This window comes from Bradyrhizobium sp. AT1, from assembly GCF_001590795.1.
Classification (GTDB): Bacteria; Pseudomonadota; Alphaproteobacteria; order Rhizobiales; family Xanthobacteraceae; genus Bradyrhizobium.
In genome coordinates, this window is the sequence record NZ_JXDL01000001.1 from 6,725,283 (window position 1) to 6,750,054 (window position 24,772).

The 24,772-nt window shown below is 66.0% G+C and carries 21 protein-coding genes; 11 read left to right on the top strand and 10 right to left on the bottom strand.

Annotation, left to right across the window (positions count from 1 at the left end; genetic code table 11):
* Window position 1 precedes the first annotated feature (1 nt).
* Entirely contained in the window at window positions 2-1,861 is a 1,860-nt protein-coding gene (locus SE92_RS31200) for a TRAP transporter large permease (RefSeq protein WP_157095762.1), read from the top strand.
* A 12-nt stretch (window positions 1,862-1,873) separates the two neighbouring features.
* Window positions 1,874-2,851 (top strand): hydroxyacid dehydrogenase, encoded by a 978-nt coding sequence (locus tag SE92_RS31205; protein ID WP_063202233.1) that lies wholly within the window; start codon window positions 1,874-1,876, stop codon window positions 2,849-2,851.
* Here SE92_RS31205 and SE92_RS31210 read toward each other — a convergent pair.
* A complete protein-coding gene (locus SE92_RS31210) occupies window positions 2,848-4,014 on the bottom strand; it encodes an ABC transporter substrate-binding protein (protein ID WP_063202235.1) in 1,167 nt (388 codons plus the stop codon). The two genes, SE92_RS31205 and SE92_RS31210, sit on opposite strands and share 4 nt — an antisense overlap.
* Before the next feature lie 289 nt (window positions 4,015-4,303).
* Between SE92_RS31210 and SE92_RS31215 the strand changes: the two genes are divergently transcribed.
* From SE92_RS31215 to SE92_RS31240, 5 genes are all read left to right on the top strand, one after another.
* A complete protein-coding gene (locus SE92_RS31215; RefSeq protein WP_063202237.1) occupies window positions 4,304-6,733 on the top strand; it encodes a bifunctional diguanylate cyclase/phosphodiesterase in 2,430 nt (809 codons plus the stop codon).
* A 155-nt stretch (window positions 6,734-6,888) separates the two neighbouring features.
* Window positions 6,889-8,187: an MFS transporter gene (locus SE92_RS31220; RefSeq protein WP_063202239.1), complete on the top strand. Its 1,299-nt coding sequence runs from the start codon at window positions 6,889-6,891 to the stop codon at window positions 8,185-8,187.
* Window positions 8,188-8,345: 158 nt separating this feature from the next.
* Entirely contained in the window at window positions 8,346-10,931 is a 2,586-nt protein-coding gene (locus tag SE92_RS31225; protein ID WP_063202241.1) for an EAL domain-containing protein, read from the top strand.
* 107 nt (window positions 10,932-11,038) lie between these two features.
* The gene (locus tag SE92_RS31230; RefSeq protein WP_157095764.1) at window positions 11,039-11,392 is read left to right on the top strand and encodes a hypothetical protein; all 354 of its coding nucleotides are present in this window, start codon (window positions 11,039-11,041) and stop codon (window positions 11,390-11,392) included.
* 251 nt (window positions 11,393-11,643) lie between these two features.
* Window positions 11,644-11,880: a DUF6894 family protein gene (locus SE92_RS31240; protein ID WP_063202247.1), complete on the top strand. Its 237-nt coding sequence runs from the start codon at window positions 11,644-11,646 to the stop codon at window positions 11,878-11,880.
* Window positions 11,881-11,918: 38 nt separating this feature from the next.
* Here the strand turns inward: SE92_RS31240 and SE92_RS37290 are convergent, their stop codons facing one another.
* The 3 genes from SE92_RS37290 to SE92_RS31255 all read right to left on the bottom strand — a co-directional run bounded on the left by SE92_RS37290 (window position 11,919) and on the right by SE92_RS31255 (window position 12,739).
* Window positions 11,919-12,131 carry a hypothetical protein gene (locus tag SE92_RS37290; RefSeq protein WP_063202249.1) on the bottom strand — a complete coding sequence of 71 codons (213 nt, stop codon included), beginning with the start codon at window positions 12,129-12,131 and terminating at the stop codon, window positions 11,919-11,921.
* Window positions 12,132-12,189: 58 nt separating this feature from the next.
* The gene (locus tag SE92_RS31250) at window positions 12,190-12,432 is read right to left on the bottom strand and encodes a hypothetical protein (protein ID WP_063202251.1); all 243 of its coding nucleotides are present in this window, start codon (window positions 12,430-12,432) and stop codon (window positions 12,190-12,192) included.
* Between the two features lie 97 nt (window positions 12,433-12,529).
* Window positions 12,530-12,739, bottom strand: a complete 210-nt coding sequence (locus tag SE92_RS31255; protein WP_063203858.1) for a cold-shock protein — start codon at window positions 12,737-12,739, stop codon at window positions 12,530-12,532.
* Window positions 12,740-13,175: 436 nt separating this feature from the next.
* On the opposite strand from SE92_RS31255, the gene rpsU reads away from it, so the two are divergent.
* Complete coding sequence (gene rpsU / locus SE92_RS31260) at window positions 13,176-13,451, top strand: 30S ribosomal protein S21 (RefSeq protein ID WP_063202253.1); 276 nt, start codon at window positions 13,176-13,178, stop codon at window positions 13,449-13,451.
* 31 nt (window positions 13,452-13,482) lie between these two features.
* On the opposite strand, the gene SE92_RS31265 is transcribed toward rpsU, so the two are convergent.
* The 3 genes from SE92_RS31265 to SE92_RS31275 all read right to left on the bottom strand — a co-directional run bounded on the left by SE92_RS31265 (window position 13,483) and on the right by SE92_RS31275 (window position 14,436).
* Entirely contained in the window at window positions 13,483-13,761 is a 279-nt protein-coding gene (locus SE92_RS31265; RefSeq protein ID WP_063203859.1) for a DUF1488 family protein, read from the bottom strand.
* 119 nt (window positions 13,762-13,880) lie between these two features.
* The gene (locus SE92_RS31270) at window positions 13,881-14,177 is read right to left on the bottom strand and encodes a hypothetical protein (RefSeq protein ID WP_063202255.1); all 297 of its coding nucleotides are present in this window, start codon (window positions 14,175-14,177) and stop codon (window positions 13,881-13,883) included.
* Window positions 14,170-14,436 carry a hypothetical protein gene (locus SE92_RS31275; RefSeq protein WP_063202257.1) on the bottom strand — a complete coding sequence of 89 codons (267 nt, stop codon included), beginning with the start codon at window positions 14,434-14,436 and terminating at the stop codon, window positions 14,170-14,172. Before SE92_RS31275 ends, SE92_RS31270 begins: the two co-directional genes overlap by 8 nt.
* A 353-nt stretch (window positions 14,437-14,789) precedes the next feature.
* Between SE92_RS31275 and SE92_RS36860 the strand changes: the two genes are divergently transcribed.
* The gene (locus SE92_RS36860) at window positions 14,790-15,134 is read left to right on the top strand and encodes a hypothetical protein (protein WP_198172977.1); all 345 of its coding nucleotides are present in this window, start codon (window positions 14,790-14,792) and stop codon (window positions 15,132-15,134) included.
* A 14-nt stretch (window positions 15,135-15,148) separates the two neighbouring features.
* On the opposite strand, the gene SE92_RS31285 is transcribed toward SE92_RS36860, so the two are convergent.
* The 3 genes from SE92_RS31285 to SE92_RS31295 all read right to left on the bottom strand — a co-directional run bounded on the left by SE92_RS31285 (window position 15,149) and on the right by SE92_RS31295 (window position 19,888).
* Entirely contained in the window at window positions 15,149-18,124 is a 2,976-nt protein-coding gene (locus SE92_RS31285) for an autotransporter outer membrane beta-barrel domain-containing protein (RefSeq protein WP_063202261.1), read from the bottom strand.
* A gap of 44 nt (window positions 18,125-18,168) precedes the next feature.
* The gene (locus SE92_RS37415; protein ID WP_157095765.1) at window positions 18,169-18,930 is read right to left on the bottom strand and encodes a hypothetical protein; all 762 of its coding nucleotides are present in this window, start codon (window positions 18,928-18,930) and stop codon (window positions 18,169-18,171) included.
* Between the two features lie 331 nt (window positions 18,931-19,261).
* A complete protein-coding gene (locus SE92_RS31295; RefSeq protein ID WP_063202265.1) occupies window positions 19,262-19,888 on the bottom strand; it encodes a TetR/AcrR family transcriptional regulator in 627 nt (208 codons plus the stop codon).
* 131 nt (window positions 19,889-20,019) lie between these two features.
* On the opposite strand from SE92_RS31295, the gene SE92_RS31300 reads away from it, so the two are divergent.
* Entirely contained in the window at window positions 20,020-21,252 is a 1,233-nt protein-coding gene (locus SE92_RS31300; RefSeq protein WP_063203860.1) for a cytochrome P450, read from the top strand.
* A gap of 144 nt (window positions 21,253-21,396) precedes the next feature.
* Window positions 21,397-24,772: AsmA family protein (locus SE92_RS31305; RefSeq protein WP_063202267.1), on the top strand; the 3,376-nt coding region annotated here is incomplete at its 3' end.

The following is a 24,772-nucleotide window of genomic DNA, read 5'->3' on the forward strand; positions in this document are numbered from 1 at the left end:
AATGACCATCACAGCCGCCGTGCCCGTCTCGGGCGGTCGCCACGGCAGCATTGCCCTGCTGCTGCGTGCCAGCGATGCGATCGCGGCCACCCTGCTCGCCGCCGACCTCGTCGTGGTCTGCGCCTCCGTGCTGCTGCGCTTCTTCTTCAACGCGCCGGTCGAATGGTCTGATGACGTCGCGCGCGGGCTGATGGTCGGCTCGGCCTTCTTCGGCGCGGCGAGTGCACTCGCGCGCGGCGAGAATGTCGGCGTCGCATTCTTTCGCGACCTCTTGCCGGTGCGGCTGCGCGCGCTGGTCGACGCCGCGAGCGCCCTTCTGATCGTGCTGATTTCGGGATACGTCGCCACCAACGCCATCAAGCTGGGTTCGCTCACCGCAGGCCAGACCACAGGCTCGGGCCTGCCGCTGGAGCTGACCTTCTATCCCATGGGCGTCGGCGCGCTGTTCATGACGGTGTTCGCAATCGATCATCTCTGCGCACGCCCATTCCCGGACATCGTGAGGGGGCTCGCCGCGATCATCGTCGTGACCGGCCTATATCTCGCCTGGGATTATCTGTCGCCGTCCTCGGTGCCGTCGGCCGGCACCTTGATGCTGATCGGCTTCTTCGCAACCCTGTTCGGCGGCTTGCCGATCGGTTTTGCGCTGGCGCTGGCGGCGCTTGTTTTCATCTGGGTCGAGGGGGCGCTGCCGGGCGTCATCTTCGCCCAGCAGATGGCGCGCGGCATCGACAATTTCGTGCTGCTGGCGATCCCCTTCTTCATTCTCGTCGGCTACCTCATGGAAGCCAACGGCATGTCGTTGCGCCTGATCGAGCTGCTGCAGCGCGCGGTAGGGCGCATGCGCGGCGGGTTGAACGTCGTGATGGTGGCGTCCATGGTGCTGTTCTCGGGGATATCGGGCTCGAAGATGGCCGACGTCGCCGCGGTCGGCTCGGTGCTGATTCCGGCCGCGCGCCGCTCGAAGCAGAATCCGGGCGGCGCGGTGGCTCTGCTCGCGGCCTCCGCTGTGATGGCGGAGACCATTCCGCCATGCATCAACCTGATCATTCTCGGGTTCGTCGCCAATCTGTCGATCGGTGGCCTGTTCGTCGCCGGCCTGTTGCCGTCGGCGCTGATGGCGTCTGTGCTGATCGCGGTGTCCATCATCTTCGGCAAGCGGCCGGTGCAAGTTGAGGAGGTCGAGCCACAGATGCCGGTGTCGGGCCTGTGGAGCGGCGCGATCGCCTCGTTCGGCCTGATCTTCATGATCTTCTTCGGCTTCAAGAGCGGTTTTGCCACCGCGACCGAAATCTCGGCCTTTGCGGTGGCCTATGCGCTCGTTGTCGGCAGCGTGGTGTTCCGCGAGCTCAGCTTCAAATCGGCGGCGCACAGTTTCGTGCAGGCCGCGACGCGCGCGGGGCTTGTGCTGTTCATCGTCGCCGCCGCGCAGTCGCTCGCGTTCACGCTGACCCTGCAGCAGGTGCCGCACGCAGTCGGCGACTTCATGCTGGGGCTCTCCAAGACCTCAGGCGTCTGGCTCTTTATCCTTCTCGCCATTGCCGTGCTGATCGTGATGGGCTCGGTGCTGGAGGGCGCCGCCGCCCTCATCATCTTCGGGCCTTTGCTGCTGCCGGTGGCCGTGCAGCTCGGCGTCGATCCCCTGCATTTCGGCGTCGTGCTGGTCATTGCCATGGGCATCGGACTGTTCGCGCCGCCGCTCGGGCTCGGGCTCTACGGTGCCTGCCTGATCGGCAACGTGCCGATCGAGCAGACGGTGAAGCCGATCATGGGTTATCTTGGCCTCCTGTTCCTCTGCCTGCTCGTCATCGCCTTCGTCCCATGGCTGAGCACAGCGCTGCCGCGAGCATTCGGCTATTGAAGGAGAGATGTCGTGAAGGTCCTGCTCGCGCATACGCCGGAGATGCGGCGCAACTACTACGGCGATCGCAGCCTGAACGGTCTTCGCGCGGCCGCGGAGGTGATCCTGCATGAGGGGGACGATCCGCTCGATGCGGCCGGGCTCGTGCGCGCGGCGAAGGACGTCGACATCATCGTCGCCGACCGCATGACGGAAGGGCGCGGCGAGATCTTTGCGCAGCTGCCGCGTCTGCGGGCCTTCGTCCGCTGTGCCGTCGATATCCGTAACGTCAATGTGGACGCGGCTTCCGACGCCGGCGTGCTCGTGACCCGCGCCGGGCCCGGCTTCGTGCAGGCGGTCGCCGAGCTCGCGCTGGGCTTCATGGTCGATCTCTCCCGCGGCGTGTCGCGAACCACGGCGGACTACCAGGCCGGTCGCAAGGTAGAGGCACGGATGGGCCGTCAGCTCGCCGGCAGCAGGCTCGGCATCATCGGTTATGGCAGCATCGGGCGATACCTTGCCGAAGTGGCAAAGGTGTTGCGCATGGAGGTGCTGGTCGCCGATCCCTTCGCTGAAGTCAGCGACGGCGCGATCAGGCACGTCGGTCTGGACGAGCTGCTCGCAGCATCGGACTATGTCGTCTGCCTCGCCATCGCCAACGAGCAGACCGAGAATCTGATCGGGGATGGGGCGCTCGCGCGGATGCAAAAGCATGCCGTGTTCATCAATCTCTCGCGTGGCAATCTCGTCGACGAAGCGGCGCTCGCGAGGGCGCTGCGCGAAAACCGCATCGCCGGCGCGGCGATGGATGTCGGCCGCGCGCCCGACCAGATGCCGACACCGGAGCTGGCGAAGCTCCCCAATGTCATCGCGACCCCGCATGTCGGCGGGCTGACGCCGCAGGCGATCGAATATCAGTCGCTGGAAACGGTGCGGCAGGTCGAGGCGATCGTCAAAGGCGAGGTCCCGCCGGGCGCCGTCAACGCCGAGCGCTGGACGCGAAGGCCCTAAAGCCGGTCGACCGCCTTGAAGGTCCCGTCCTTCTGGATCACCGTCAAAAACACCTTCGGCGGCGTGTCGATCATGCGCGTGCCGACGGTGACGGTGCTGCCGCTGATGTCGAAACGGCCGACATCGTTGATGGCGCGGAGCAGGCTTGCGCGCGTCGGCTTCGGCCCGGCCTGTTCCAGCGCCGCGGCCGCAAGGCGGCCGGAGAGATAGCCCTCCAGCGATACGAAGTCCGGCGTCAGCGTCGGGTCGAACGCCTTCTGCGCCGCCTGATAGTCGGCGACCAGCTTGAGCGAGCGATCCCAGGGAAACGGCACGACCTGCGAGACGATGACGCCTTCACCTTCCGGGCCCAGTTCCTTGGCAAGCGCGTTGGCACCGACGAAGGAGATGTTGACGAAGGTTGGATAGAAGCCGCTGCGGTGCGCGAGCTTGATGAACTCCGCGCAGGGACCATAGGTCCCGACCATCACGATGGCCTCGGGTTCGGCGCGCTTGATCATCCGCCAGGCGGCCGTGACCGCGCGGGTGTTGCGCTCGAAGGTGCCTTCGGCGGCAAGCTCCAGGCCGCGCTTGGCGAGCGCGCGCTTCACACCGGTCAGACCGTCGCGGCCGAAGGAATCGTCCTGATAGAAGATGCCGATGCGGGTGAAGTGGCGGTCCTCGGTGAGGTGCTTGATCCACGCTTCGGCCTCCGCACCATAGCTCGCGCGGATGTTGACGACGTTCGCAAGTTCGAGGTCGCGCAGGAATTCCGCGCCGCTGAAGGGGCCGATGAACGGAACGTTCCTGGCGCTGGTGATCGGGATTGTCGCCATCGCGGTCGGCGTGCCCACCGCGCCGATCAGCGCGAACACCTTGTCGTCCTCGATCAGGTGCAGCGTCTGGGCCACCGAACGGTCGGGGTCGTAGCCGTCATCGCGGCTGATGAGCTGGAGCTTGCGGCCGTTGACGCCGCCCTTGGCGTTGATCTCGTTGAACGCCGCGACGATGCCTTGCCGCATGCGCTGTCCGAGCGCGGAGGAGGGGCCTTCCAGTGCGGCGGCCTGGCCGAACAGAATCGCATCCTCGCTGACGCCGGCCTCGTCGGCTTTGGCCGCGAGCATGGTCGTGGTCAGGAGCACGATGGTCAGGACGACGGATGTCGCTGATCGAAATCGATGCATCGGAAGATTCTGCCGGATGGATGGAAGAAGTCCCGTGCAAGATATCCCCGGCAGCCTGAATAGCTCGCTAACCGACGGCGTGTCCGCAGCCCGTAGTACTCCGGGCAAAACCGGCAGCTTGTTTCCACTCTGCCGGCTCATTCACGCAGTTCATTAACTAATTCACGCGTTGCATAACGCTCGGGTTCCGAAATTGTGCAGTTCTTAACCGCGGTCTTGTTCCGATAGCCCCGCCGGTGCCTCAACCAGAGGTTCGGTTCGTCGCAGATAGGGGACAGCGGCTTTCAAGATGGGCGATCGCGATCAGAACGATCAGGATCGGAGGCGTGCGACCGGATGGTGGCGTACCGCGCCGCTGCTCGGACTCTATCGCCCTGCGCTCGTCGCGGCCGGCGTCGGCCTTCTGTTCTCGGTGGTGGGCGCGGCCGCCGTGGCGCGGTGGGAAGATCGCGTCAACAGGATCGAGTTCGAGAACGCCGCCGAAACCGAAGCGATTGTCATGCAGAACGGCATGGGCGAGTACATCTCCCGGCTCCTCGCGCTGCGCACGCTGTTCGAATCGACCAACGACGAAGTCACCCGCAGTGAATTCGAAACCTTCAGCGCCCGCCTGTTCGAGCGCCATCCCGGCATGCTGCGCATCGCCTGGCTGCCGCGCGTCAACCGCAAGGAGCGCACCGAATACGAGGCCTTAGCGATCACGGACGGCGTTTCCGGCTATCGCATCAAGTCGCTCCAGGGTGAAGCCTTCGCGACTGCGCCGCAAAGCGACGAATATTTTCCAGTGTTCTACTCGACCCAGCCGAAGACCTCGGCGGTCTACGGTATGGACTACGCCACCGTTCCGGAGCGCCGCACGGTCCTTGAGCGTGCGCGCGACAACGACAAGGTCGCAGCCATTCGCACGCGCCTGTTCGAGCCGAGGGAGGGGGGCCGGCTGCCCGATATCCTCGTTGCCGTTCCCGTCTACGCCAAGGGAACCTCGCGGGAGACGGTCGCCGACCGGCGCCGCAATCTCGCCGGTTTCGTGGTCGGCATCTTCGACCTGCCGCTGCTGATCCAGGCCATTCGCGTGACCACCGGGGCAAGCCCCGCGGTCAGCATGAACGTCTATCCGCCCTTCACCGCGCAGATCGTCAGCCTGGAGCAGATGCTGCCGGACTATTCGTCGGCAGCGACGGCGCCGCAGTCGATGCGGGACGTCGCGCGGGCGCTGCACTGGTCGGGAAGTCTCAGGATCGGCGACACCGATTGGCAGGTGCGGGCGGTTCCGACTGCCGGCGGTCCGCTGGAGACGACCTACGATCGCGCGGGCACGGTGCTGATCGTCGGCATGCTGCTGACGCTGTCGCTGTCGACCTATCTCATGCTGGCGAGCCGCAATTCGCGGCGGCTGTCGCTGGCCAACCGGCGAGTGCTCGAGCTCGCCCAGACCGACACCCTGACCGGCCTGCCGAACCGCGCCTTCTTCCTCGCCCGGCTCGACGAGCTCAATGGCCGGCTGGAGGACGGCGGGCCGACCTTCTCGATCCTGATGCTCGACCTCGACCGCTTCAAGAACGTCAACGACTCCCTCGGTCACGGCGCCGGTGACGCGCTGCTGCGCCAGGTGGCGCAGCGGCTGAAATCGGCCGTGCGCGCCAGCGACGTGCTGGCACGGCTCGGCGGCGACGAATTCGCCATCATCCAGGAGCGGTGCCAGGATCAGCGCGCCTGCTCGACCGAGCTGGCGGCGCGGATCGCCAAGCTCCTGACCGAACCGTTCCTCCTGCCCGGTCACCGCGTCGAGATCGGCACCAGCATCGGCATCGCCATCGCGCCGGATCACGGCCGCGATCAGGAACAGCTGCTGAAGAAGGCGGATCTTGCGCTCTATCGTTCGAAATCGGCGGGCCGCAACTGCTTCACCATCTACGACGAGGCGATGTCGGCCGAGCTGGAGGCTCGCAACACCCTGGAGGGCGATCTGCGCGATGCCATCGCGCGGTGCCAGCTGGAGGTGCACTACCAGCCGTTCGTCGACGCGCTCAGCGGCGAGCGCCGCGGTTTCGAGGCGTTGGTGCGCTGGCGGCATCCGACACGCGGCCTGATCCCGCCGGACCAGTTCATTCCGCTTGCGGAGGAGACCGGGCTGATCGTGCCGCTCGGGGAATTCGTGCTGCGGCGCGCCTGCGCGGATGCGGCCGGCTGGCCGTCACACCTCTCGGTCGCCGTCAATCTGTCGCCGATCCAGTTCAAGGAGGCCGAGCTGTTCGAAATGATCTGTGCGGCGCTCACCGATTCCGGATTGCCGCCGCAGCGACTGGAGATCGAGATCACCGAATCCGTGCTGCTGGAGCGCGGCAGCGAGAACCATGCCTTCATGCAGCGGTTGAAGCAGCTCGGCATCGAGCTCGCGCTCGACGATTTCGGCACCGGCTATTCCTCGCTCAGCTATCTGACGGCGTTCCCGTTCGACAAGATCAAGATCGACAAGTCGTTCATCCGCAACCTCACGCATCAGCCGCGCTCTTCCGCCATCATCTCGTCCATCGTGACGCTGGCGCGCGGGCTCGACATGTCGGTCACCGCCGAGGGCGTCGAGACCCGCGAGGAGTTCGATCGGCTGAAAGCGCTCGGCGTCAATTTTGCACAAGGCTATCTGTTCGGCCGCCCGCACCCGATCGAGCGCATCCTGTTCGATGCGCCGGTCAAATCCTCGCGGCGCGACGCCGCTTGACCGGCGGGCGTCTAAAGATGACCGCGGCGCAACCGGCTGCCATGCCTCCATCATTTCCGAGCGTTACGCACCCAAGCAGGCATCGCGCGAAAAACGCTTGACCCGGACAACCTCAGATGGTCGGTAGGCCTATCTAGGGGTGAAACAATAACATCATGCGGCTTCCGTTCTTCTACGGCTGGGTCGTGGTTGCCGTGACCTTCGTCACCATGGCCATCGGCGTCAACGCGCGTACCGCCTTTTCACTGTTCTTTCCTCCCATCATCTCCGAATTCGGCTGGGAGCGTGGTGTCACTGCCGGCGCCTTCTCCTTCGGCTTCGTGGTGTCGGGTGTGGTCAGCCCGCTGATCGGCCGCCTGATGGATCGTGCCGGCCCGCGTGCGGTGATGGAGCTCGGGGTCGTGTTGATGGGCGGCGGGCTGCTGCTGGCCCCGCTCACCAGCACGCCCTGGCATCTCTATGTCACCATCGGCGTCATGGTCGGTGCCGGCTCGGTGTGTCTCGGCTATTCGGGCCAGTCGCTGTTCCTGCCGAACTGGTTCATCCGCAAACGCGGCTTCGCCATCGGCATCGCCTTTGCCGGCGTCGGCATCGGCTCGGTGACGCTGCTGCCGTGGGTGCAGCACATGATCGAGCAGACCGGCTGGCGCACCGCCTGTACGGCGATGGGGCTGCTGGTCCTGATCGTGCTGGCGCCGATCAATTTGCTGCTGCACAAGCGTCCGCAGGACATCGGCCTCGAACCCGACGGCGATGCCGCCCCGGCCGTGGGCGGCGTCCAACCGGTCTCCAACATTGTCGATCCCGATTGGGTCAATACCGACTGGACGCTCAAGCGTGCCATCGCCACTGCGCGTTTCTGGTGGATCTCGGTCGGCTATTTCTCAGGCCTGTACATCTGGTATGCGGTGCAGGTGCACCAGACGAAATTCCTGCTCGACATCGGCTTCAGCCCTTCCGTCGCGGTGTGGGCGCTCGGCACCGTCAGCCTGCTCGGCATTCCCGGCCAGATCCTGCTCGGCCACGTCTCCGACCGGATAGGGCGGGAATGGGTGCGGGCGATCAGCTGTGCCGGCTTTGCGATCTGCTTTGCGGCGCTGATGGCACTGAAGGTCCAGCCGTCGTTCTGGCTCGTGTATCTCATGGTGTTTGCGCAAGGCGCGCTCGGCTACGGCCTCACCTCGATCATGGGCGCGGTGGTGTTCGAGATTTTCCAGGGCAGGCATCAGGGCAGCATTTTCGGCACGATCATGCTGGCGGCGCTGGCGGGCGGCGCGGCCGGACCGTGGGTGACCGGCTTGCTCTACGATCGCGCCGGCGACTACACGCTCGCCTTCGGCATCGCGATGGTCGTGAGCGGATTGTCGGCGCTCTCGATCTGGCAGGCCGCGCCGCGCAAGGTGCGGGCCGTGGCCGGCCGGCTGCACAAGCTTCAGGACCGCGCCGCGGAGTGAGTTCCTAACACACCGCATTACCTGCGCGTCTTTCGCTGAACGTTAAGCATGTCGCGGCTTCGTCGGCGCGGAGAGGGATTGCAAAAACGTCTTGGACACCATCGGAGCGTTAGCTTCGGGTCGATTGCCGCTTCTTCCCGATGCTCCCGGGTCCATCGATGTCCGCCTCCGATTGTCTTGTGACTGAAACTCCCGACGTGTTGCTGGCCGCGCTGGAACACGTCGACGACGCTATTGTCATCGTCGACAGCGCGCGTCGCATCACGCATTTCAACGCCGGCGCGGAGCGGATCTGGAAGCTCGCGCGCATCGACGCGCTCGGCTGCGATGCCGACATTCTCACCTTGAAGTGTCTTCAGGACGATTCGATCGCTGAATTCCGCGACGAGATCAGCCTCACGCGGCCCGACGGCACCCGGATCCGGGCGGCCGTCTCGCTTTCGTCCTTCGCGAGCGGCGGGGTGACCCATCGCGTCGTGTTCGCGCGCGACGTGACCACCGAAGCGGAACGCCGGGCGCGGATCGCGCTGCTCGATGCCGTCTCGGACCAGACCAACCGCGCCGTGCTCATCACCGACACCGAGCTCGACATCCGCTACACCAATGCAGCGTTCACCTCGCTATTCGGCTATTCCGCCGCGGAGGCCGAGGGGCGGCGGGCGACCGACCTGCTGGCCGGCCGTCACACCAACCGCAAGGCGCTGACGACGATCGGACGGCGTCTCATCAAGGGCGGTCCGGGCGGTGAAGCCGAGGTCCTGATCTATACCAAGACCGGCGAGGAGATCTGGGTCAGCGCGCGGATCGACGCCTTCCGCGACAGGAAGGGCCGGGTCAAGCACATCTTCGCGCTGCTCGATGACATCACCGAGACCAAGCAGCTGCGCTCGCTCCAGCAGCTCATCATGGGCGCGCTCGCCGACGAGGTGCCGATCGGTGAGATCGCCGACCGGCTCTGTCGCCGCGTCGAGGAGATCGCGCCCGATGTCGTGTGTTCGCTGCTTCACGTCGATGCCGCGGGCCTGATCCATCCGCTCGGCGGTCCCAGCCTGCCCGAGGCGTATTCCCGCGCACTGGACGGCATCGCCATCGGTCCCAACGTCGGCTCCTGCGGCACCGCCGCCTTCTACGGCGAGCCGGTGCTGGCCGAAGATCTCGACACCGATCCGCGCTGGCAGCCCTACAAGGCGATGCCGATGGGGATCGGCTTGCGCGCCTGCTGGTCGACCCCGGTCAAGGCCAAGGACGGACGGGTCATTGCGACCTTCGCCTTCTATTATCGTGAGCCGCGTGCGCCGAGCAATTGGCACCGGCGTATCGTCGACGCCTGCGTCAATCTCGGCGCCTTCGCGATCGAGCGCAAGGAGGCGCGCGCCGAGATCGCGCGGCTGGCCTATCACGACATCCTCACCGGCCTGCCGAACCGCGCGCAGCTGCGGCACCTGATCACCACCGCGATCGATGCCTGCCCGACCGGCAGCCATATCGCGCTGGCCTTCCTCGACGTCGATCACTTCAAGGACGTCAACGACACGCTCGGTCACGCCGCCGGCGACGAGCTGCTGGTCCAGCTCGCGCAGCGGCTGCGCGAGCAGATCGGCCCCGAAGACATGCTGGGACGGCTCGGCGGCGACGAGTTCGTCATCCTGCTGCCGCAGCGTAACGCCGAGGGCGCCGAGCGCGTCGCTGCGGGAATCACCGAAGCGCTGGCCGCCCCCTTGAGGCTCGGAACGAAGCTGATGCCGATGTCGGTCAGCATCGGCATCAGCCTCTATCCCGACCATGCCACCGACATCGACACGCTGATGCAGCAGGCTGATGCCGCCATGTACATGGCCAAGCAGGCCGGACGCTCGACCCATCGCATTTTCAGCGCCGAGATGAACGGGCTCACCGAGCAGCGGCTGGCGCTGATCGTAGCGCTGCGCCGCGCCATCGGGGACGGCGCGCTGAGCCTGAGTTACCAGCCGCAGATCCGCAGCTCCGACGGCGCGATCCACGGGGTCGAGGCGCTGTCGCGCTGGCACGATGCCGTGCTCGGCGACGTCTCGCCGGCGAAGTTCATCCCGCTTGCCGAGGAGTGCGGCCTGATCGAGCAGATCGGCCTGTGGTCGGTGCGTGAGGCCTGCCGCCAGATGGCGAGCTGGCGCCGCGCTGGCCTGAACATTCCCTCCGTCTCGGTGAACCTGTCGCCGATCAATTTCCGCAACGTCACGTTGGCCGCGCGGCTCAAGGATATCCTCGCCGAATACGACCTGCCGGCCGATGTCTTGATGCTGGAGATCACCGAAGGCGTGTTCATGCAGGACAGCGTCGCCGCGCTCGAGACGATGAACGCGATCCGCGAGCTCGGCGTCGGGTTGTCAGTGGACGATTTCGGCACCGGCTATTCCAGCCTCAGCCGGCTCGCGCATCTGCCGATCCGCGAACTCAAGATCGACCGCAGTTTCATGCGCGACATCGAGCGTGACGCCGGCGCGCTCGCGATCGCCACCGCCGTGGTGCGCGTCGGCCAGGGCCTCGGCATGACCGTCGTCGCCGAGGGCGTCGAGACCGAGGGTCAGCGCAAGACGCTGGCCGAGCTCGGCTGCGACGTCGTGCAGGGCTTTCTCTACTCCCCCGCACTTCCCCCCGTCGCCTTCGAGCGCTGGCTGATCGAGCACTGCGCCGAGCAGGCGAAGGCGATGCTCGGGCGGCTCGAGGTGGGACCGGCCGGCATGGCTGCGGTGAGACGGTCGGCGTGACTGCCTTTCGGCGATCTTCCGACCAATAGGAACGTATCGGAACGCCAGCGGTTTGATCTATGCTATCTGCCGGAGGGGCGCCACGCCGTAGCCAGTTTGGAGAATGCATGGGCTCGACGAAGAGACCGGAAGACGCCACTACCTTGGTTCGACCGGCAGGTTTTCGACCTTCGCAATCGCTGCTCAGAGCCATCACGGCATGGATGGCGCTTCAGGAGGAAAGGCCCAGCCTGTCCCAGGCAATAGCTCGCTTGGTGGAGCTGGGGCTTACGCACGCCGACTGGGACCGACAGAAGCTGCGCGCCCGCGAGATGGCCGGCGATACGATTGATCAAATGGGCGATGCGACGACGTCGGCGAACGATCGGGCCATCCGCAAGCAGGATCTGCTCGATGGCCCAAAGGAGTTCGACCGTGTGCGAATTGATCGAGCCAAACGCGGCGGGCCGATCCAGGAATAGTGGCCAGCACGCGGAAGCCCCGACACCGGAGGACTTCGCGCCGCCACAGACAGAAAGGACGAGAGATGAGACGGCATTCCCAATCGCACGCAGCGGATGAGGCGAACAGCCACTTCAAGCAGGTCGCGGCGAAGCCGGCGACCGACTACGAGAAAGCGGAACAGGCTTTCCAGTCAAATCGGGAGCGACTGAAGGCTGAACGGTTGGCGAGAGAGGCCGAACGACGAGGCCGGTCCGAGAGGACTCCTTAGATGTCGCACTTCTACTTCGACATCTGGGATGGTGAAGCGCTCGTCGTAGACGAAGAAGGCCTGGATTTGGTCAGCCAGCGAGCCGCGGAGGTCGAGGCTGCGCTGTCGCTTGCCGACATGGCCAGACAACTCGAGCCGCTCGCCAGCAGCGACGGCTTGGCTGTCAATGTCCGGGATGCCAACGGACCGGTGTTAAGAGCGATATTCGTCGGTAAAAGGGTTCACTCGATCAATTGAGATCGCTGCGATGCGCCCGGGCAGCCCGAACGCTCCGGCTAAAGCATCGAAAGCACGACGACCCCGTCTTCGAGCTCTCCCAAGGCAAGCCGTGCCCGAGCAATACGCTCGAACTCCGTTCGATGCCTCTGCAAATAGCTGAAAGCCTGCTTCTGCGTGTTGAATGTCGTGGCGAGCTGGCACATCTGCCGAGTTGCGCCGGACGCGAGGAAGAAGGTGATGGTTCCGTGATCGGGTTTGATTCTAAGCACGATCTGCGCTCTCCGGCATGGGATCGGCCCTTTCAATTCGGCGGCGTCTTGCAGACGACTACCGCGTCGGCTTCTTCGAGCGCTTCTTGACCGCCGGTGTCGGCAAAGCGAGCCGAACAGCTTCGTCAGACGCTTCCTTGGCCTCACGCGCCGCTCGCAGCCGCGCCATGTTCTTGCGAACATCGATGGCCTGCCTTTCGGCATCGGCCATGGCTCGCACTCCCTCTTCAGCGGCCACGCGCCGACGATCGGACCGCGCGATGCTTTCGGCTGACGGCTCTGCCGATTTCTTGGTGCTCATCGTTCACTTGGCTCCGTAAACGACTAAACCCGCTCAATCCTGGGATTGAGCGGGCAGGGCGGCCGTTTCAGTACATCCGTGAAACGGCGCCACGATATCAAGCCAGCGAGAGATTCTCGGCGCTGACCTTACCGCGCATCTTGTCGGTCTTGGCCTCGAAATTGACCTGCTGGCCTTCTCCGAGACCGGCAAGACCAGCCCGCTCAACAGCGCTGATGTGCACGAACACATCGCTGCCGCCGTCGTTCGGCTGAATGAAACCGAAGCCCTTTTGGCCATTGAACCACTTCACAGTACCTGTCGTCATCTTCTTCTCCAAACCGCGCGAGCGCGTTCCGCGCGACAATCACGCGGTTATCTTCAACTTCGACGATGTCTTTGGAAAAGGAGCCCGCGGGCGCATTCAACAAGGCACAGCGGCTAATCGAACCACTCCAATATATATGATTTCCACGATTTTGCAAGGAGCGGTGCCGATTTGTTTTCTGCGAGGGATTTTGCCTGCCCCGACCAACACCCTTGTGTCCGTCACCCTCGCAAGCAGGACGTTAGCGATTGACAGCGCTGCACGTCGGTGGTCACGTTCACACCGCCAAGCTGCATCGCTATGACAAGCAGATCAGCTCGTCCGAGGCCGCGACGCGTGTCGCCGCTGCTGTCCTCAAAAATCGCAATGAAACTCCTGCGCAATGGGCTGCCTTGCAGGACGTGTCGCTTTCGCAGCCCCCAGCAGGGAGAATCAATTGCACGTACTCGTCAGAGACAACAATGTTGACCAGGCGCTCCGTGTTCTCAAAAAGAAGATGCAGCGCGAGGGCGTCTTCCGCGAAATGAAGCAGCGGCGTTCCTATGAAAAGCCGTCGGAGAGAAAGACTCGCGAGAAATCTGAAGCCATTCGTCGCGCCCGCAAGCTTGCCCGCAAGCAGGCGATCAGAGAGGGATTGCTGCCCGCGCCGCCGAAAAAGAAGCCCTTTGAACGCAAGCCGCCCTTGCCGGACATCAAGGCAAAGGCCGAGTAGAGACGACCTCGGGGTTGGCAGCGATCATCCCCTATGTCCTGAAATCGATGCCACGCAGCACGATGCCCGGCGGCGTGCCTTCGAACTCCGTCGCGCGATATTTGCTCGCCGCGCGTGCTTCGATGCGATCTCGCAGGCGGGTGAACTGAGCCTCTCGCTGCTCGGGCTTGACCTGCGGGCCACGCTCGAGATCATCCATCGCGGAGGTCGAGACGGCGCAAGGAACTTCCCTGGTGCCGTCATGCATCGAGAACCGGACGATCATCCGGTCGTATTCGTGGCTGATAAAGCGGCCGCTGGTCAATGTCATGGCTTGCTCCATTGCGTGATCGCCAGGCACGATCGCACCCCTCAATTCACTGCCGGCGGCCGGCCGCCTGCGTTCTGGCCGCGCATGGCGCGTTGGGAATGCAGGCGGCGGTCGTCGCCTCAGCTCTCCCCCGACAGCCGGGCGAAATCGTCGAACAGCGCCGTCACCAGCGCGCGGTGGCGCGTGTCTTCAGTGGGCAGGCTCGCCGCGTAGAGGTTGAGCAAATGACGCGCCTTCACCGCGGCCTCCGGCCAGGACGCGGCGGGCACCGTCATCATGCGGTGCTCGAGATCGGCCTCGCGCTCGCGCAGCTCTCTGGTGTTGGCTTCGACCTCCGCCAGCGCGCGGCGCAGGTCGGTGGCCTTCTGGGCGGCCATGCCCCGGTGCTTGTCGAGATCCACGGTATGATCAGTCATTGGCGATGCTCGCATCTGCGGCTTGCGCGTTCGCAAGATCGATCGAGCCGATCGACAGCATCTCCATAATGCCGCCCGCGCCTTCGGCGGGCACGGTGATCATTGTGGCAATGCGGCGATAGGCGGCGAAAGTCAGGCCCTCGATCGTCTCCTCGTCAGTGACGACCTCATAGGCTCCGGCCGGCAAGACCCGGTCGATGCCGTGCATGCGGAACGGATGCTTGAACGTGACGGTTTCTCGCCGCGAGCGGATGGTCATGCGCGCCTGCCTTTCGCAAGTGAAGCCCCAACCGGTGCCGGCTGCCCGCGAGCATGCGCTCCTGGCGCGGCAATAGCCAGCATTAACGTCACCGCGCCGCCGACGACAGTGTCACAGCGCGATGGACGCCGGTGAGGCATTTAACCCTCGCTATCGCTTCAGTGCGGGCGTAAGGTCGCTGCCATCACCGCACGTCTCAACGGCTTCGACCGGTGACTGAGGGGCACGTGTACTCCCGCCGAAGGCTTCGCAGGAGCGTTCGATGTCGCGTGTTCACATCTCGGAATGGATCGTGCCGCCGGTGATCGTTCCGTTATTTCTTCTGCTTCTGGTGTGCGCCGCGGCTCTTCTCAATGGCTAGGCCGACGCGCGTGCCGTATCTGGTCAGCGGGACCAACGAATACGGCAGCTCCAATCTCGGCCGCGGCAATGCGACGGTCGCGCTACGCCTTGCTCGAAAGCTGCTGCGCGACGGCTACATGGACGTCAGGGTCTGCACCCCGCGCGGACGGGTGCTCCAGGCGGATGAATTCGACGAACTTGAACCAACAGAGGAGAGCGGCATGGCGAAGGGTCAGCAACGCAGCAATCGCGAAGCCAAGAAGCCGAAGAAGGATAAGTCCAAGGTCATCGCCGCGGCTCCGAGCCGAAAGGAAGCCGCCTGGCAGCCGGATTTCGGACCTGCAAAGAAGAAATAGGAACGAGCTGCAGCTCACCAGCTGTACTTGACGACTCCCTTGCCGGCATAGCCGGTGAGATTGCGGGAGAATTCGCCTTCGAACGTCGCGCCGACCGAGAAGCCGCTCCGCCACTTCGTCTCTACGGCCGCGCTGACAAGCGCGGAATCGGGATCCGGCCGCGCGCCGTTCACGACAAAGCTCGTGCCTGGCAGCGACTGGAAGGCCGCACTTACCGCACGGTCCGCGTTGTAATCATGCGCCCATGCCAGCCGGCCGCGCAACGTCAGCACACCATCGCTGATCGCGAGTGACTTGTCGGTGCGAAAGCCGAGCTCGGTCCGGGTGTCGATCGTGGTTTGCGCACCATAGTTCAGTGCGAACAGGCCGCCACCGACGAGGCTTTGCTCGGCATAGGATGGCAGACGGAAGTTGATCGCCTGCACCGCGGCATAAGGCGTCAAGCCGACAAGCGCGGTCGCAAATCGATAGCCACCCTCGAACCGGCCAGCGAAGCTGTCGGCGGCAAAGCGGCCCCGCAGCGTGTCGGGGCCGGCGAGCGCGATGCTGCGCGTGGTTGTCACGTCGTGCCAGCCATAAGCAAATGCGGCGGAGACATAGGCGCGGCCGAACTGATGTCGGCCATAAACGCCGGCCTGGAACAGATCGGCGGAGCCGGAGCCGAAGCCGCTCGCCAGCGAATAGGACGTGCCGCCACCGCCGAGTGCAAAGCCAACCAGGGTATCCGGCGAGAGCCTGTAGTCGGCGCCTGCTGCGATGCCCCAGACCTGCGCTCTGGTGTCCTGCGATCCCACCGCCGCGTTGCCGCCAATGCTGGAGGAGCCGCCATAGCCTGCCGCCCACACGCTCCATGGGTTGGCAGGTTGCTGTGCGAGAAGCGGCGCCTTGGCCGCCATCGCGTAGGCTTCGTTCTCGCGCATGCCGCCCGGTCGCCCGGCGGCATAGGACAGCGCCACATCGTCAGCCGCGACATGCGACATGCCGTCCGGCGTGCTGAATCCTCCGGCGCGGCCGGCCGTGGTCGGATCGAGCAGCAGATTGAGAAACAGATCGTCGGCCTTCAGCGAAGACTGAATCACGCCCGTGCCGAGCTCGCCGGAGGCAACCGACAGGCCCGCAGGCGTCAGCGCGCCGAACGCCAGCGGAATGCCCGAGTTCGTGTTGAAGAAGTCGGTCAGCGTGCTCGCGACATGCTGCTGATTGACGGTGAGGCCGCTGCCAAAGTTCAGGCCGGCGAAGTTCAGCGTCAGATTGAGATAGGCGTTGTTGCTGTCATAGCTGAGCCAGCCGAAGAAACTCGCCGGCAAGTTCGTGTTCACAGGTCCACTGAAGGCGCCGTTGACGCCTCCGGTCGCGCTGAGGATCGTGTAACGCTTGGCAACATAGCTGCCGGGCACGTAGGTGGCCGCGACCGTCGCGCCTCCGAGTGTCGCCGTTCCCGTCACGTTGACGCGGTCGGCATTGACCGGCGACACCTCGACCTCATAGGTCGAGCCGGACGTGAAGGTGAGATTGCCGGCAACGGTCAAAAGGCCGATGGAATTGCCGGGCGAGAGCGTGCCGCCGGTGACGAGGGTGTTGCCGACCGTGCCGCTGCCGCCGAGCGTGCCCAGTGCTCCGACGACCACGTCCCCGCCGAGCACGGCGCCGGGATTGCCGGTGTCGCCGACCTTGAGTGTCCCGCTCCCCACCGTCGTGGTGCCCGAGAAGGCGCCGCTCACGCCATTCAGCACCAGCGTGCCGCTGCCTTGCTTGGTGAAAGCGCCGCTGCCGCTCAGCGTGCCGGCGAAAATGTCGCCGCCGGTCACGGTCACCGTCAAGGCGTTGGCACCGAGGGCAATTTGAGAGCCCGTCACGCCGGACAAACCGCCAATGGATTGCGAGCCTGCGGCGGACAGGTCGAAACTTGCGCTGCTGCCGGCCAGCACCAGGCGCGTGGCTGACGACAAGCTGCCCGCACCGGCCAACGCCAGCGTGCCGGCGTTGATCGTGGTTGCTCCCGTGTAGGTATTGGCCCCGGTCAGCTGCTCCGTTCCGCCGTCGAGTGTCAACCCGCCGGTGCCCGCGATCGCGCCGGCGAATGTGCCCGAAGCGTTCGTCAGCGTCAGCGTGCGGGTGCCAAGCGCAACCGTGCCCGTGCCGGCGAGGTCTGCCAGCGATGCACCCGCGGTTGTCGCCGAGATGTCGAGCGTGCCGTTGGTCGTGACGCCGCTGGAGGCGGCGATACTGCCGCCGGCACCGAGCGCCAGCGTCGCGCCGCTGCCGATCGTGGTCGCGCCTATGTAGGTATTGATGCCCGTCAGCGTCTGCGTGCCGCCGGACAGGGTTACGCCGCCCGAGCCGCCGATGACGCCGCTGAACGTTCCGCCGGCGTTGCTCAGCGTCAGCGTTCGACTGCCGAGCGCGACGGCACCGCTGCCGCTCAATGCGCGGATCGAGGCGCCGGACACGGTGCCGGAGATATCGAAAACGCCGTTGGCGACCACGCCGGCCGACGCGGCGATGCTGCCGCTGCCGGTCAGCGCGAGCGTTCCGCTGCTGATCGTGGTGACGCCTGTAAAGGTGTTCACGCCTGACAGCATCAGCGTGTTGGTTCCGGTCAGCGTTGCCGTGCCGGCGCCGGAGATCACGCCCGAGGCGAGGAGGCCTGTCGTGCTGGTATCGAAGGTGAGGGCGGCCGTGCCGTCGGCCAGCGAGATCGCACTGTTGAGCGTGAGCCCGGCGTTTTGCGCGGCGATGGTCGCGGAAGCGCCCGCGTCGATTGCAAGTCCGCCGATGATCGTCGATCCCGTCAGCAGATTGAGGCTGTTGTCGGTGCCGCCGAATTCGATGGCCGCCGCGCGCGTCCCGCCGGCGAGCCCGCCGCTGATGGTGCCGGCGTTGGTGATCGTGTCTCTGCCGCGCGTGATGATGCCGACGCCGGCCGCGCCGCCATTGCTGCCGCCCCCGGTGATCGTCCCTATGTTGGCGACCACGTTGAAGCCGCCCACGAGGTTGACGCCGACGCCGCCCGCGCCGCTCGTTCCTGCGGCGGTCAGACCGGCGCCCGCCGCTCCGCCATCGCCGCCGGTGATGGAGCCGATGTTGGTGATAATTGCGGAACTGCCGAGCGAAAGCAGCCGTCACCGCCTCCACCCCCGCCGCCGCTGAAGCCACCGGGGCCGCCTGTTCCGCCCGCGCTGCCGACGAGGGAGCCGCTGTTGCTGATCTGGGCACCGGGAACTCTCGCCATGAATCCGCTCCCGCCGCCGCCTCCGCCGCCACCATTGCCCACCACATTATTGGACACGTCCCCACCCGTCCCGCCGCCGCCGCCGGCAACGGTGACGCCGGCGCCGATGGTGATGTCCGATCCGCTGTAGTAGATTCCAGCACCACCGCCGCCGCCGCCCGGGCCGAAATTCAGGCCGGTGAGCCCCGGATCGCCGGCCGTCCCCGCGATGTTCCCATTGATGAAAACTCCGGTTGCCACCACGGACGCACCTGGCGCTCCACCGGCAGCCGTGGCGACATCGCCGGCTGCGCTCGCGCCGCCGGTGCCGTTCGTGCTCGGGCTTCCTGCATCCTGGACCGTGACACCGCCGCCGTCGATGTGACTCGAGCCGCCGCCTTGCCCATTGCCCGCGCCGCCATTGCCGCCGCGTCCCGCTGCGCCGCTTCCTCCGGTCGCGCTGCAAGTCGTGGTGTCAGCGGCCGTGCAGGCCGCCCATGCTGGCGAGGTGATGCTTGCCAGCGCCATCGCGAGCAGGGTCGACTTCGGAAGCGAGGTCGCGCAAAGCAAAGCGCGTCGGAACAATGCCGGTTGAGCGTGGCGGGCTTCTGCAAGGCGAATGCCATGGCGACCAGTTGACTGATCGCAGGGATCCCTCGGTGGATACCCGACAGCGATCCCTTGCATTCCCAACTTCATGGCATTCCCAACAACGACGCGCCTGGAGGCGCGCCGCACCTTATCTCCGCAGGTAGCATTTCTGCAGATTGCTATTCGGTGTCAACCCGACCGTCAAAAGCGTGCCAACTTCACGACGGCTTGTGGCATTTGGGGTACGCGGCTGTTGCGTGATTGTGTTTGACGAGCGCACGACCATATGTCGCAGCTCGCATTCGAGACAAAGCCCGCTCGCGCCTTACGAAGTTTCGCCCTGGCTCGCCGCCAATCCGGTCCTGCGCCTGAGATCCGTGATCGCGCGCAGAAAACTGTCGGCCGGCGTCGTTTCGGGGTCAATCAGCCGGTGCAGGCGAAAGCCGTCTTCGAGCGCGAGCACGATTGAAGCCATCCAGGGCGGGTTCAGCTTCTCGTTCCTGCCGTTGCTCTGCAACGTCGCCTCGACGATGTCGGCGACCAGCTTGCGCCGTGCACGCAGGCGCTTGGCGAGTTCGGGGCGGCGCTTCTCGGCGCGCGCGACGAACAGGATCATCTCGATGTGCAGCAGCGGCGAGCGGCCGAGCGGATCCTGCTTGCTGCGATCCATCGCCTTCAACGCCGCGATGAAGTCGTCGAGATTGTCGTGCTCGGCGAGGATGTCGAGGTTGCGGCGGATCGACTGCTCGACATGGTCCTCGAGCATGGCGATGATCAACTCGTCCTTGCTTTTGAAATTCGAATAGAACGCGCCGCGGGTGAAGCCCGCCGCCGCCGCGATCGCCTCGATGCTGGCGCCGCCGATGCCGTCGTCCTCGAACACCCGCGCGGCCGCCTCGAACAATTTGTCGCGCGTGTCGTCCCTGGTCGGTCTGGTTCTCGCTCTTGACATCGGACGAGGCTAGGGCAGAATGCAACTCGATACAACAATGTATCGAGTTGATAAATTCAGGGATGGTTACGCCGGGCCGTGGGGCTGCGCTCGTCGTATTCGTGTCATGCGGCAACCGATTTGAGGTCACCATGAGCGAGCACGTGCAAGGCGCCGGCGGCGCGCCGCTGTTCAACCCGCTCGCGCCGGACTTCATCCGCGATCCCTATCCGCATTACGACCGGCTGCGCACGATGGACCCGATCCACGTGACGCCGTTCGGCCAGTTCGTCGCCAGCCGCCATGCCGACGTCAGCCTCGTGATGCGCGACAAGCGCTTCGGCAAGGATTTCGTCGAGCGCTCCAAGCGCCGCTACAGCGACAAGATCATGGACGAGCCGGTGTTCCGCAGCATGAGCCATTGGATGCTGCAGGCCGATCCGCCCGATCACACCCGCCTGCGCGGCCTCGTGGTGAAGGCCTTCACCGCGCGCCGGGTCGAGGACATGCGGCCGCGCATCCAGGAGATCGTCGACCAGGCGATCGATGCCGTGATCGAGCGCGGCCACATGGACCTGATCGAGGATTTCGCCTTCCGCCTGCCAGTCACCATCATCTGCGAGATGCTCGGCATCCCCGAGGATCATCGCGAGGTCTTCTACAAGAGCTCGCGCGACGGCGGGCGGCTGCTCGATCCCGTGCCCCTCACGCCCGAGGAAATCAAGAAGGGCAACGAGGGCAACCTGATGGCGCAGATGTATTTCCAGCAGCTGTTCGAGTTGCGCCGCAAGAATCCCGCCGACGATCTCACCACCCAGCTGGTGCAGGCCGAGGAGGACGGCAACAAGCTCACCAACGAGGAGCTGACCGCCAACATCATCCTGCTGTTCGGCGCCGGGCACGAGACCACGGTCAATCTGATCGGCAACGGCCTGCTCGCGCTTCACCGCAATCCGGACCAGCTGGCGCTGCTCAAGGCGCGGCCCGAACTGATGGAAGGCGCGATCGAGGAATTCCTGCGCTACGATTCCTCGGTGCAGATGACCGGCCGTGTCGCGCTGGAGGAGATCGAGGACCTCGGCGGCAAGCGGATCCCCAAGGGCGAGACCGTGCTGTGCCTGCTCGGCTCGGCCAACCGCGATCCCGCGGTCTATCCTGACCGGCCGGACCGGCTCGATGTCACCCGGGCGAACGTCAAGCCGCTGTCGTTCGGCGGCGGCATCCATTTCTGCCTGGGCGCCCAATTGGCGCGCATCGAGGCCGAGATCGCCATCGCGACGCTGCTGCGGCGGCTGCCGGACTTGCGTATCGACGACGTCGAAAACCCGGAATGGCGGCCGACCTTCGTGCTGCGCGGCCTGAAGCGGCTGCCGGCGAGCTGGTGAGGCGCCCCCGGGCATTAACCTCCGCGCGCAACAGTCGCTGTGACTTCGCCACACTTCCCCCTATATAAGGGACTGTTCCGGCACGCCTGAAGTCCGCTAAGGCCAGGGTTTGGTCCGGTTGCCGGTTTGGCCGAGGGGAGACCCGTGCAGACGACGCTGCTCGGATTGGCGATTGCCTTCATCATTGCGCTGCTGGCCGCGCTGATCGGGCCTTACTACGTCGACTGGAACCAGTTCAGGCCCCAGTTCGAGGCGGAGGCTGGCAAGATCATCGGCGTGCCGGTGCGGGTCGCGGGGGAGCTCGACGCGCGGCTGTTGCCGGCGCCGACGCTGCGGCTGCGCCAGGTCACCTTCGGCGGCAACAACGATCTCGGCCGCCTGCGTGCCGACAAGCTCGACGTCGAGTTCAGCCTCAGCTCCCTGATGCGCGGCGAATGGCGCGCCACCGAGCTTTCGGTGGGCGGCATGGCGGTCGATCTCGGCCTCGATGCGAGGGGACGGGTCGATCTGCCCTCCACCGCGAGCGGCACCTTCAATCTGGCCTCGCTGGCCATCGAGCGGCTCAATCTCACCGGCCGCATTGCGCTCCACGATGCCGCCAGCCGGTCGACGCTGGAGCTGAACGACATCGCCTTTTCCGGCGACGTCCGCTCGCTCGCCGGCTCGGTGCGCGGCGACGGCGCTTTCAGCGCCAACGGCGTGCGCTATCCGTTTCGCGTCTCCTCCGGCCCGAGCGCCGACGGCAACGCCACCCGTCTGCATCTCAACATCGATCCCGGCGCGCGCGCCATCCTCGCCGATCTCGAAGGCGTGCTCGCCTTCGACAACCGCCTGCCGAAATTCGACGGCGCGCTGACGCTGGCCGTGCCCGCTGCGAAGAAGCCCGGAGAGGCGGGGCCGACGCCGTGGAAGCTCACGACCAAGCTCAAGGCGGAGCCGGCCGGTGCCAAGTTCGAGCAGATCGACGCGAGCTTCGGCCCGGAAGACAGCGCGCTGAAGCTTGGCGGCGTCGGCGATCTCAGGTTCGGCGCCTCGCCGCTGCTGCGCGCGGTGCTGTCGGCGCGCCAGGTCGATGCCGACAAGCTCGCGGCCAAGAATACGGACAAGGACGATGCCGAGCCGCTGCGCATCCTGCCGGCGCTGCGGGCGGGGTTAGCGGCCATTCCGCAGGCACCGATCCCGGCGCAGATCGAGTTCAACTCTGATCAGATCATGCTCGGCGGCCGTCCACTGCAGAACATCACGGCCGAGCTTCAGACCCACGGGCGATCCTGGACCTTCCAGCGGCTCGAGCTGCGCGCGCCCGGCATGACGCAGCTCTCGCTCAATGGTGCAACACCGGGCGCCGACAGCTTCAGCGGCCGTCTCAGCGTTGAATCCTCCGACCCGGATACGCTGATGGCCTGGCTCCAGGGCCGCAGCGAGATCAACCGCCGCAGCACGCGGCCGCTGCGCCTTGCCGGCGACGTCACCGTCGCCGCCAATCATCTCGCCGTCGACAAGCTCAAGGCAGACATCGAAGGCGGCACCGTCGAAGGCCGCATCGCCTTCGTGCAAACGGGCGCGAGCAAGGGCTCGCGGATCGACGCCGACCTCAAGGCCGACCGGCTCGACCTCGACGCCGCCGCAAGCTTCGTGCGCGCGCTCGCGGGACCGCAAGGCGAGTGGCCGGAAGAAGCAAAACTCTCGCTCGAGATCGGCCGCGCGATCTCCGCCGGCCAGGAGCTGCGGCCGTTCGCGGCCAAGCTTGCTTACAGCCCCGCATCGCTGGCGCTGGAGCAGCTGCGCTTCGGTCAGGCCGGCGGCGTCACCACCGAGGCGAGCGGCAGCTTCGACCGCGCCAAGGTCACCGGCAAGCTCGCGCTGAAATCCTCGGCCAATTCGCTGCGCGAGCTCACCGCGCTGATCGAGCCGTTCGCGCCCGCTTTGCGCGCGCGCTTCGATGCGCTTCCGTCGTTGCCCGGCGCGACGCGCCTCAAGCTCGATCTCAGCCTCGACAAGAATGCCGAGCATGCCGATCGCAGCAATGCCCGCGCCGTGCTCGAGCTCGACGCGCCGCAGCTCAAGGCGACCGCGACGCTGGCCGCGCAGACCCCATCGGCCGCCGTCGGCGGCATCGACCTCGACCGCCTGCGCAGCAGCGACTTCACGCTGGAGTCGAAAGTCGCGACGCCGCAGGCCGGCGCGCTGCTGGCGCTGCTCGGGCTCGATCGCGTGGTCGCCGCGGGCGAGGGCGCCTCGCAATTCGAGGGCAAGCTGACCGGCGCCTGGCGGCGGCCGTTGCAATTGAATGCAAAGCTCAGCGGCGGCGGGCTGGATGCCGACGCGCAGGGCAGCGTCGAATTGTCGGAGCCGAAAGGCAGCGTGAACCTGCGCGTGCGCAGCGCCAATCTGGCGCCGCTGCTCGGGATCAGCCCGACCGACAAATCGGCGCAGAACGTCAGCCTGTCCTCGCGTGTCGGGCTGACGGGCAATCGCCTGACTTTCGACGATCTCGACGGCAATGCGGCCGGCTCGCATCTGCGGGGCCATCTGGCGGTGACGCTGGATCAGGACAGAAGCGTCGACGGCGAAGTCGGTCTCGATACGCTCGATCTCGCGCCGGCGCTCGCGCTGGCGATCGGGGCTGCCGGGCACGACACGGGCGAACCGCTGGGCGCAGGGCTCGTCACGGGCTGGCGCGGCCGGATCGCCTTCCAGGCGTTGCGCGGGACGTTGCCCGGCGGCATCGAGCTGCGCCCGTTCGGCGGCACGATCCGCAGCGACGGCCAGTCGCTCGCGCTCGATGCGTTGAAGGGCGGCGTTGGCGGCGGCGAGATGTCGGCGAGCTTCGATGCGCGCAATGGCGCGGGTGGTCTTGCATTGAACGCGCGCATCGAGCTCGGCAATGTCGACGCCGCGACGCTGCGCTACCGCGATCTGGCGCTGCCGAAGGGTCGCGTCTCGGTGCAGATGGCGCTGACCAGCCAGGGCCGCAGCGTCGCGGCGCTCACCGGCGCGCTTGCCGGCAACGGCACGGTGACGCTGGACTCCGCGGAAATCAGCGGCCTCAATCCGCGCGCCTTCGAGATCGCGATCCGCGCCAGCGACGGCGGCCAGGTCGCCGACGACAACCGCTTGCGGCAGCTGGTCGAGCCCGCGCTTGCCGCCGCACCGATCGCAGTGGCCTCGGCGCAGATCCCGTTCACGATCCGCGACGGACGCTTGCGCGTCGGCGCGACGCCGCTGGAAGCCAGGAACGCCCGCGCCATCGTCTCCGGCGGCTACGACATTCCCGCCGACCAGGCCGACATCCGCGCCAGCCTGACGCCGATCATGACCGGCCTCTCCGGCGCCCCGCCGGAAATCCAGCTGTTCGCGGCGGGTCCGCCCGACAAGCTCAATCGGACCATCGATCTTGCGCCGCTGTCCTCCTGGCTTGCGGTGCGCACGATCGACCGCGAGACGCGCCGGCTCGACGCGATCGAGCGCGGCGAGCCGCCGCCGGCGACCGCGGCGCTGCCGACGCTGGTCGCTCCGG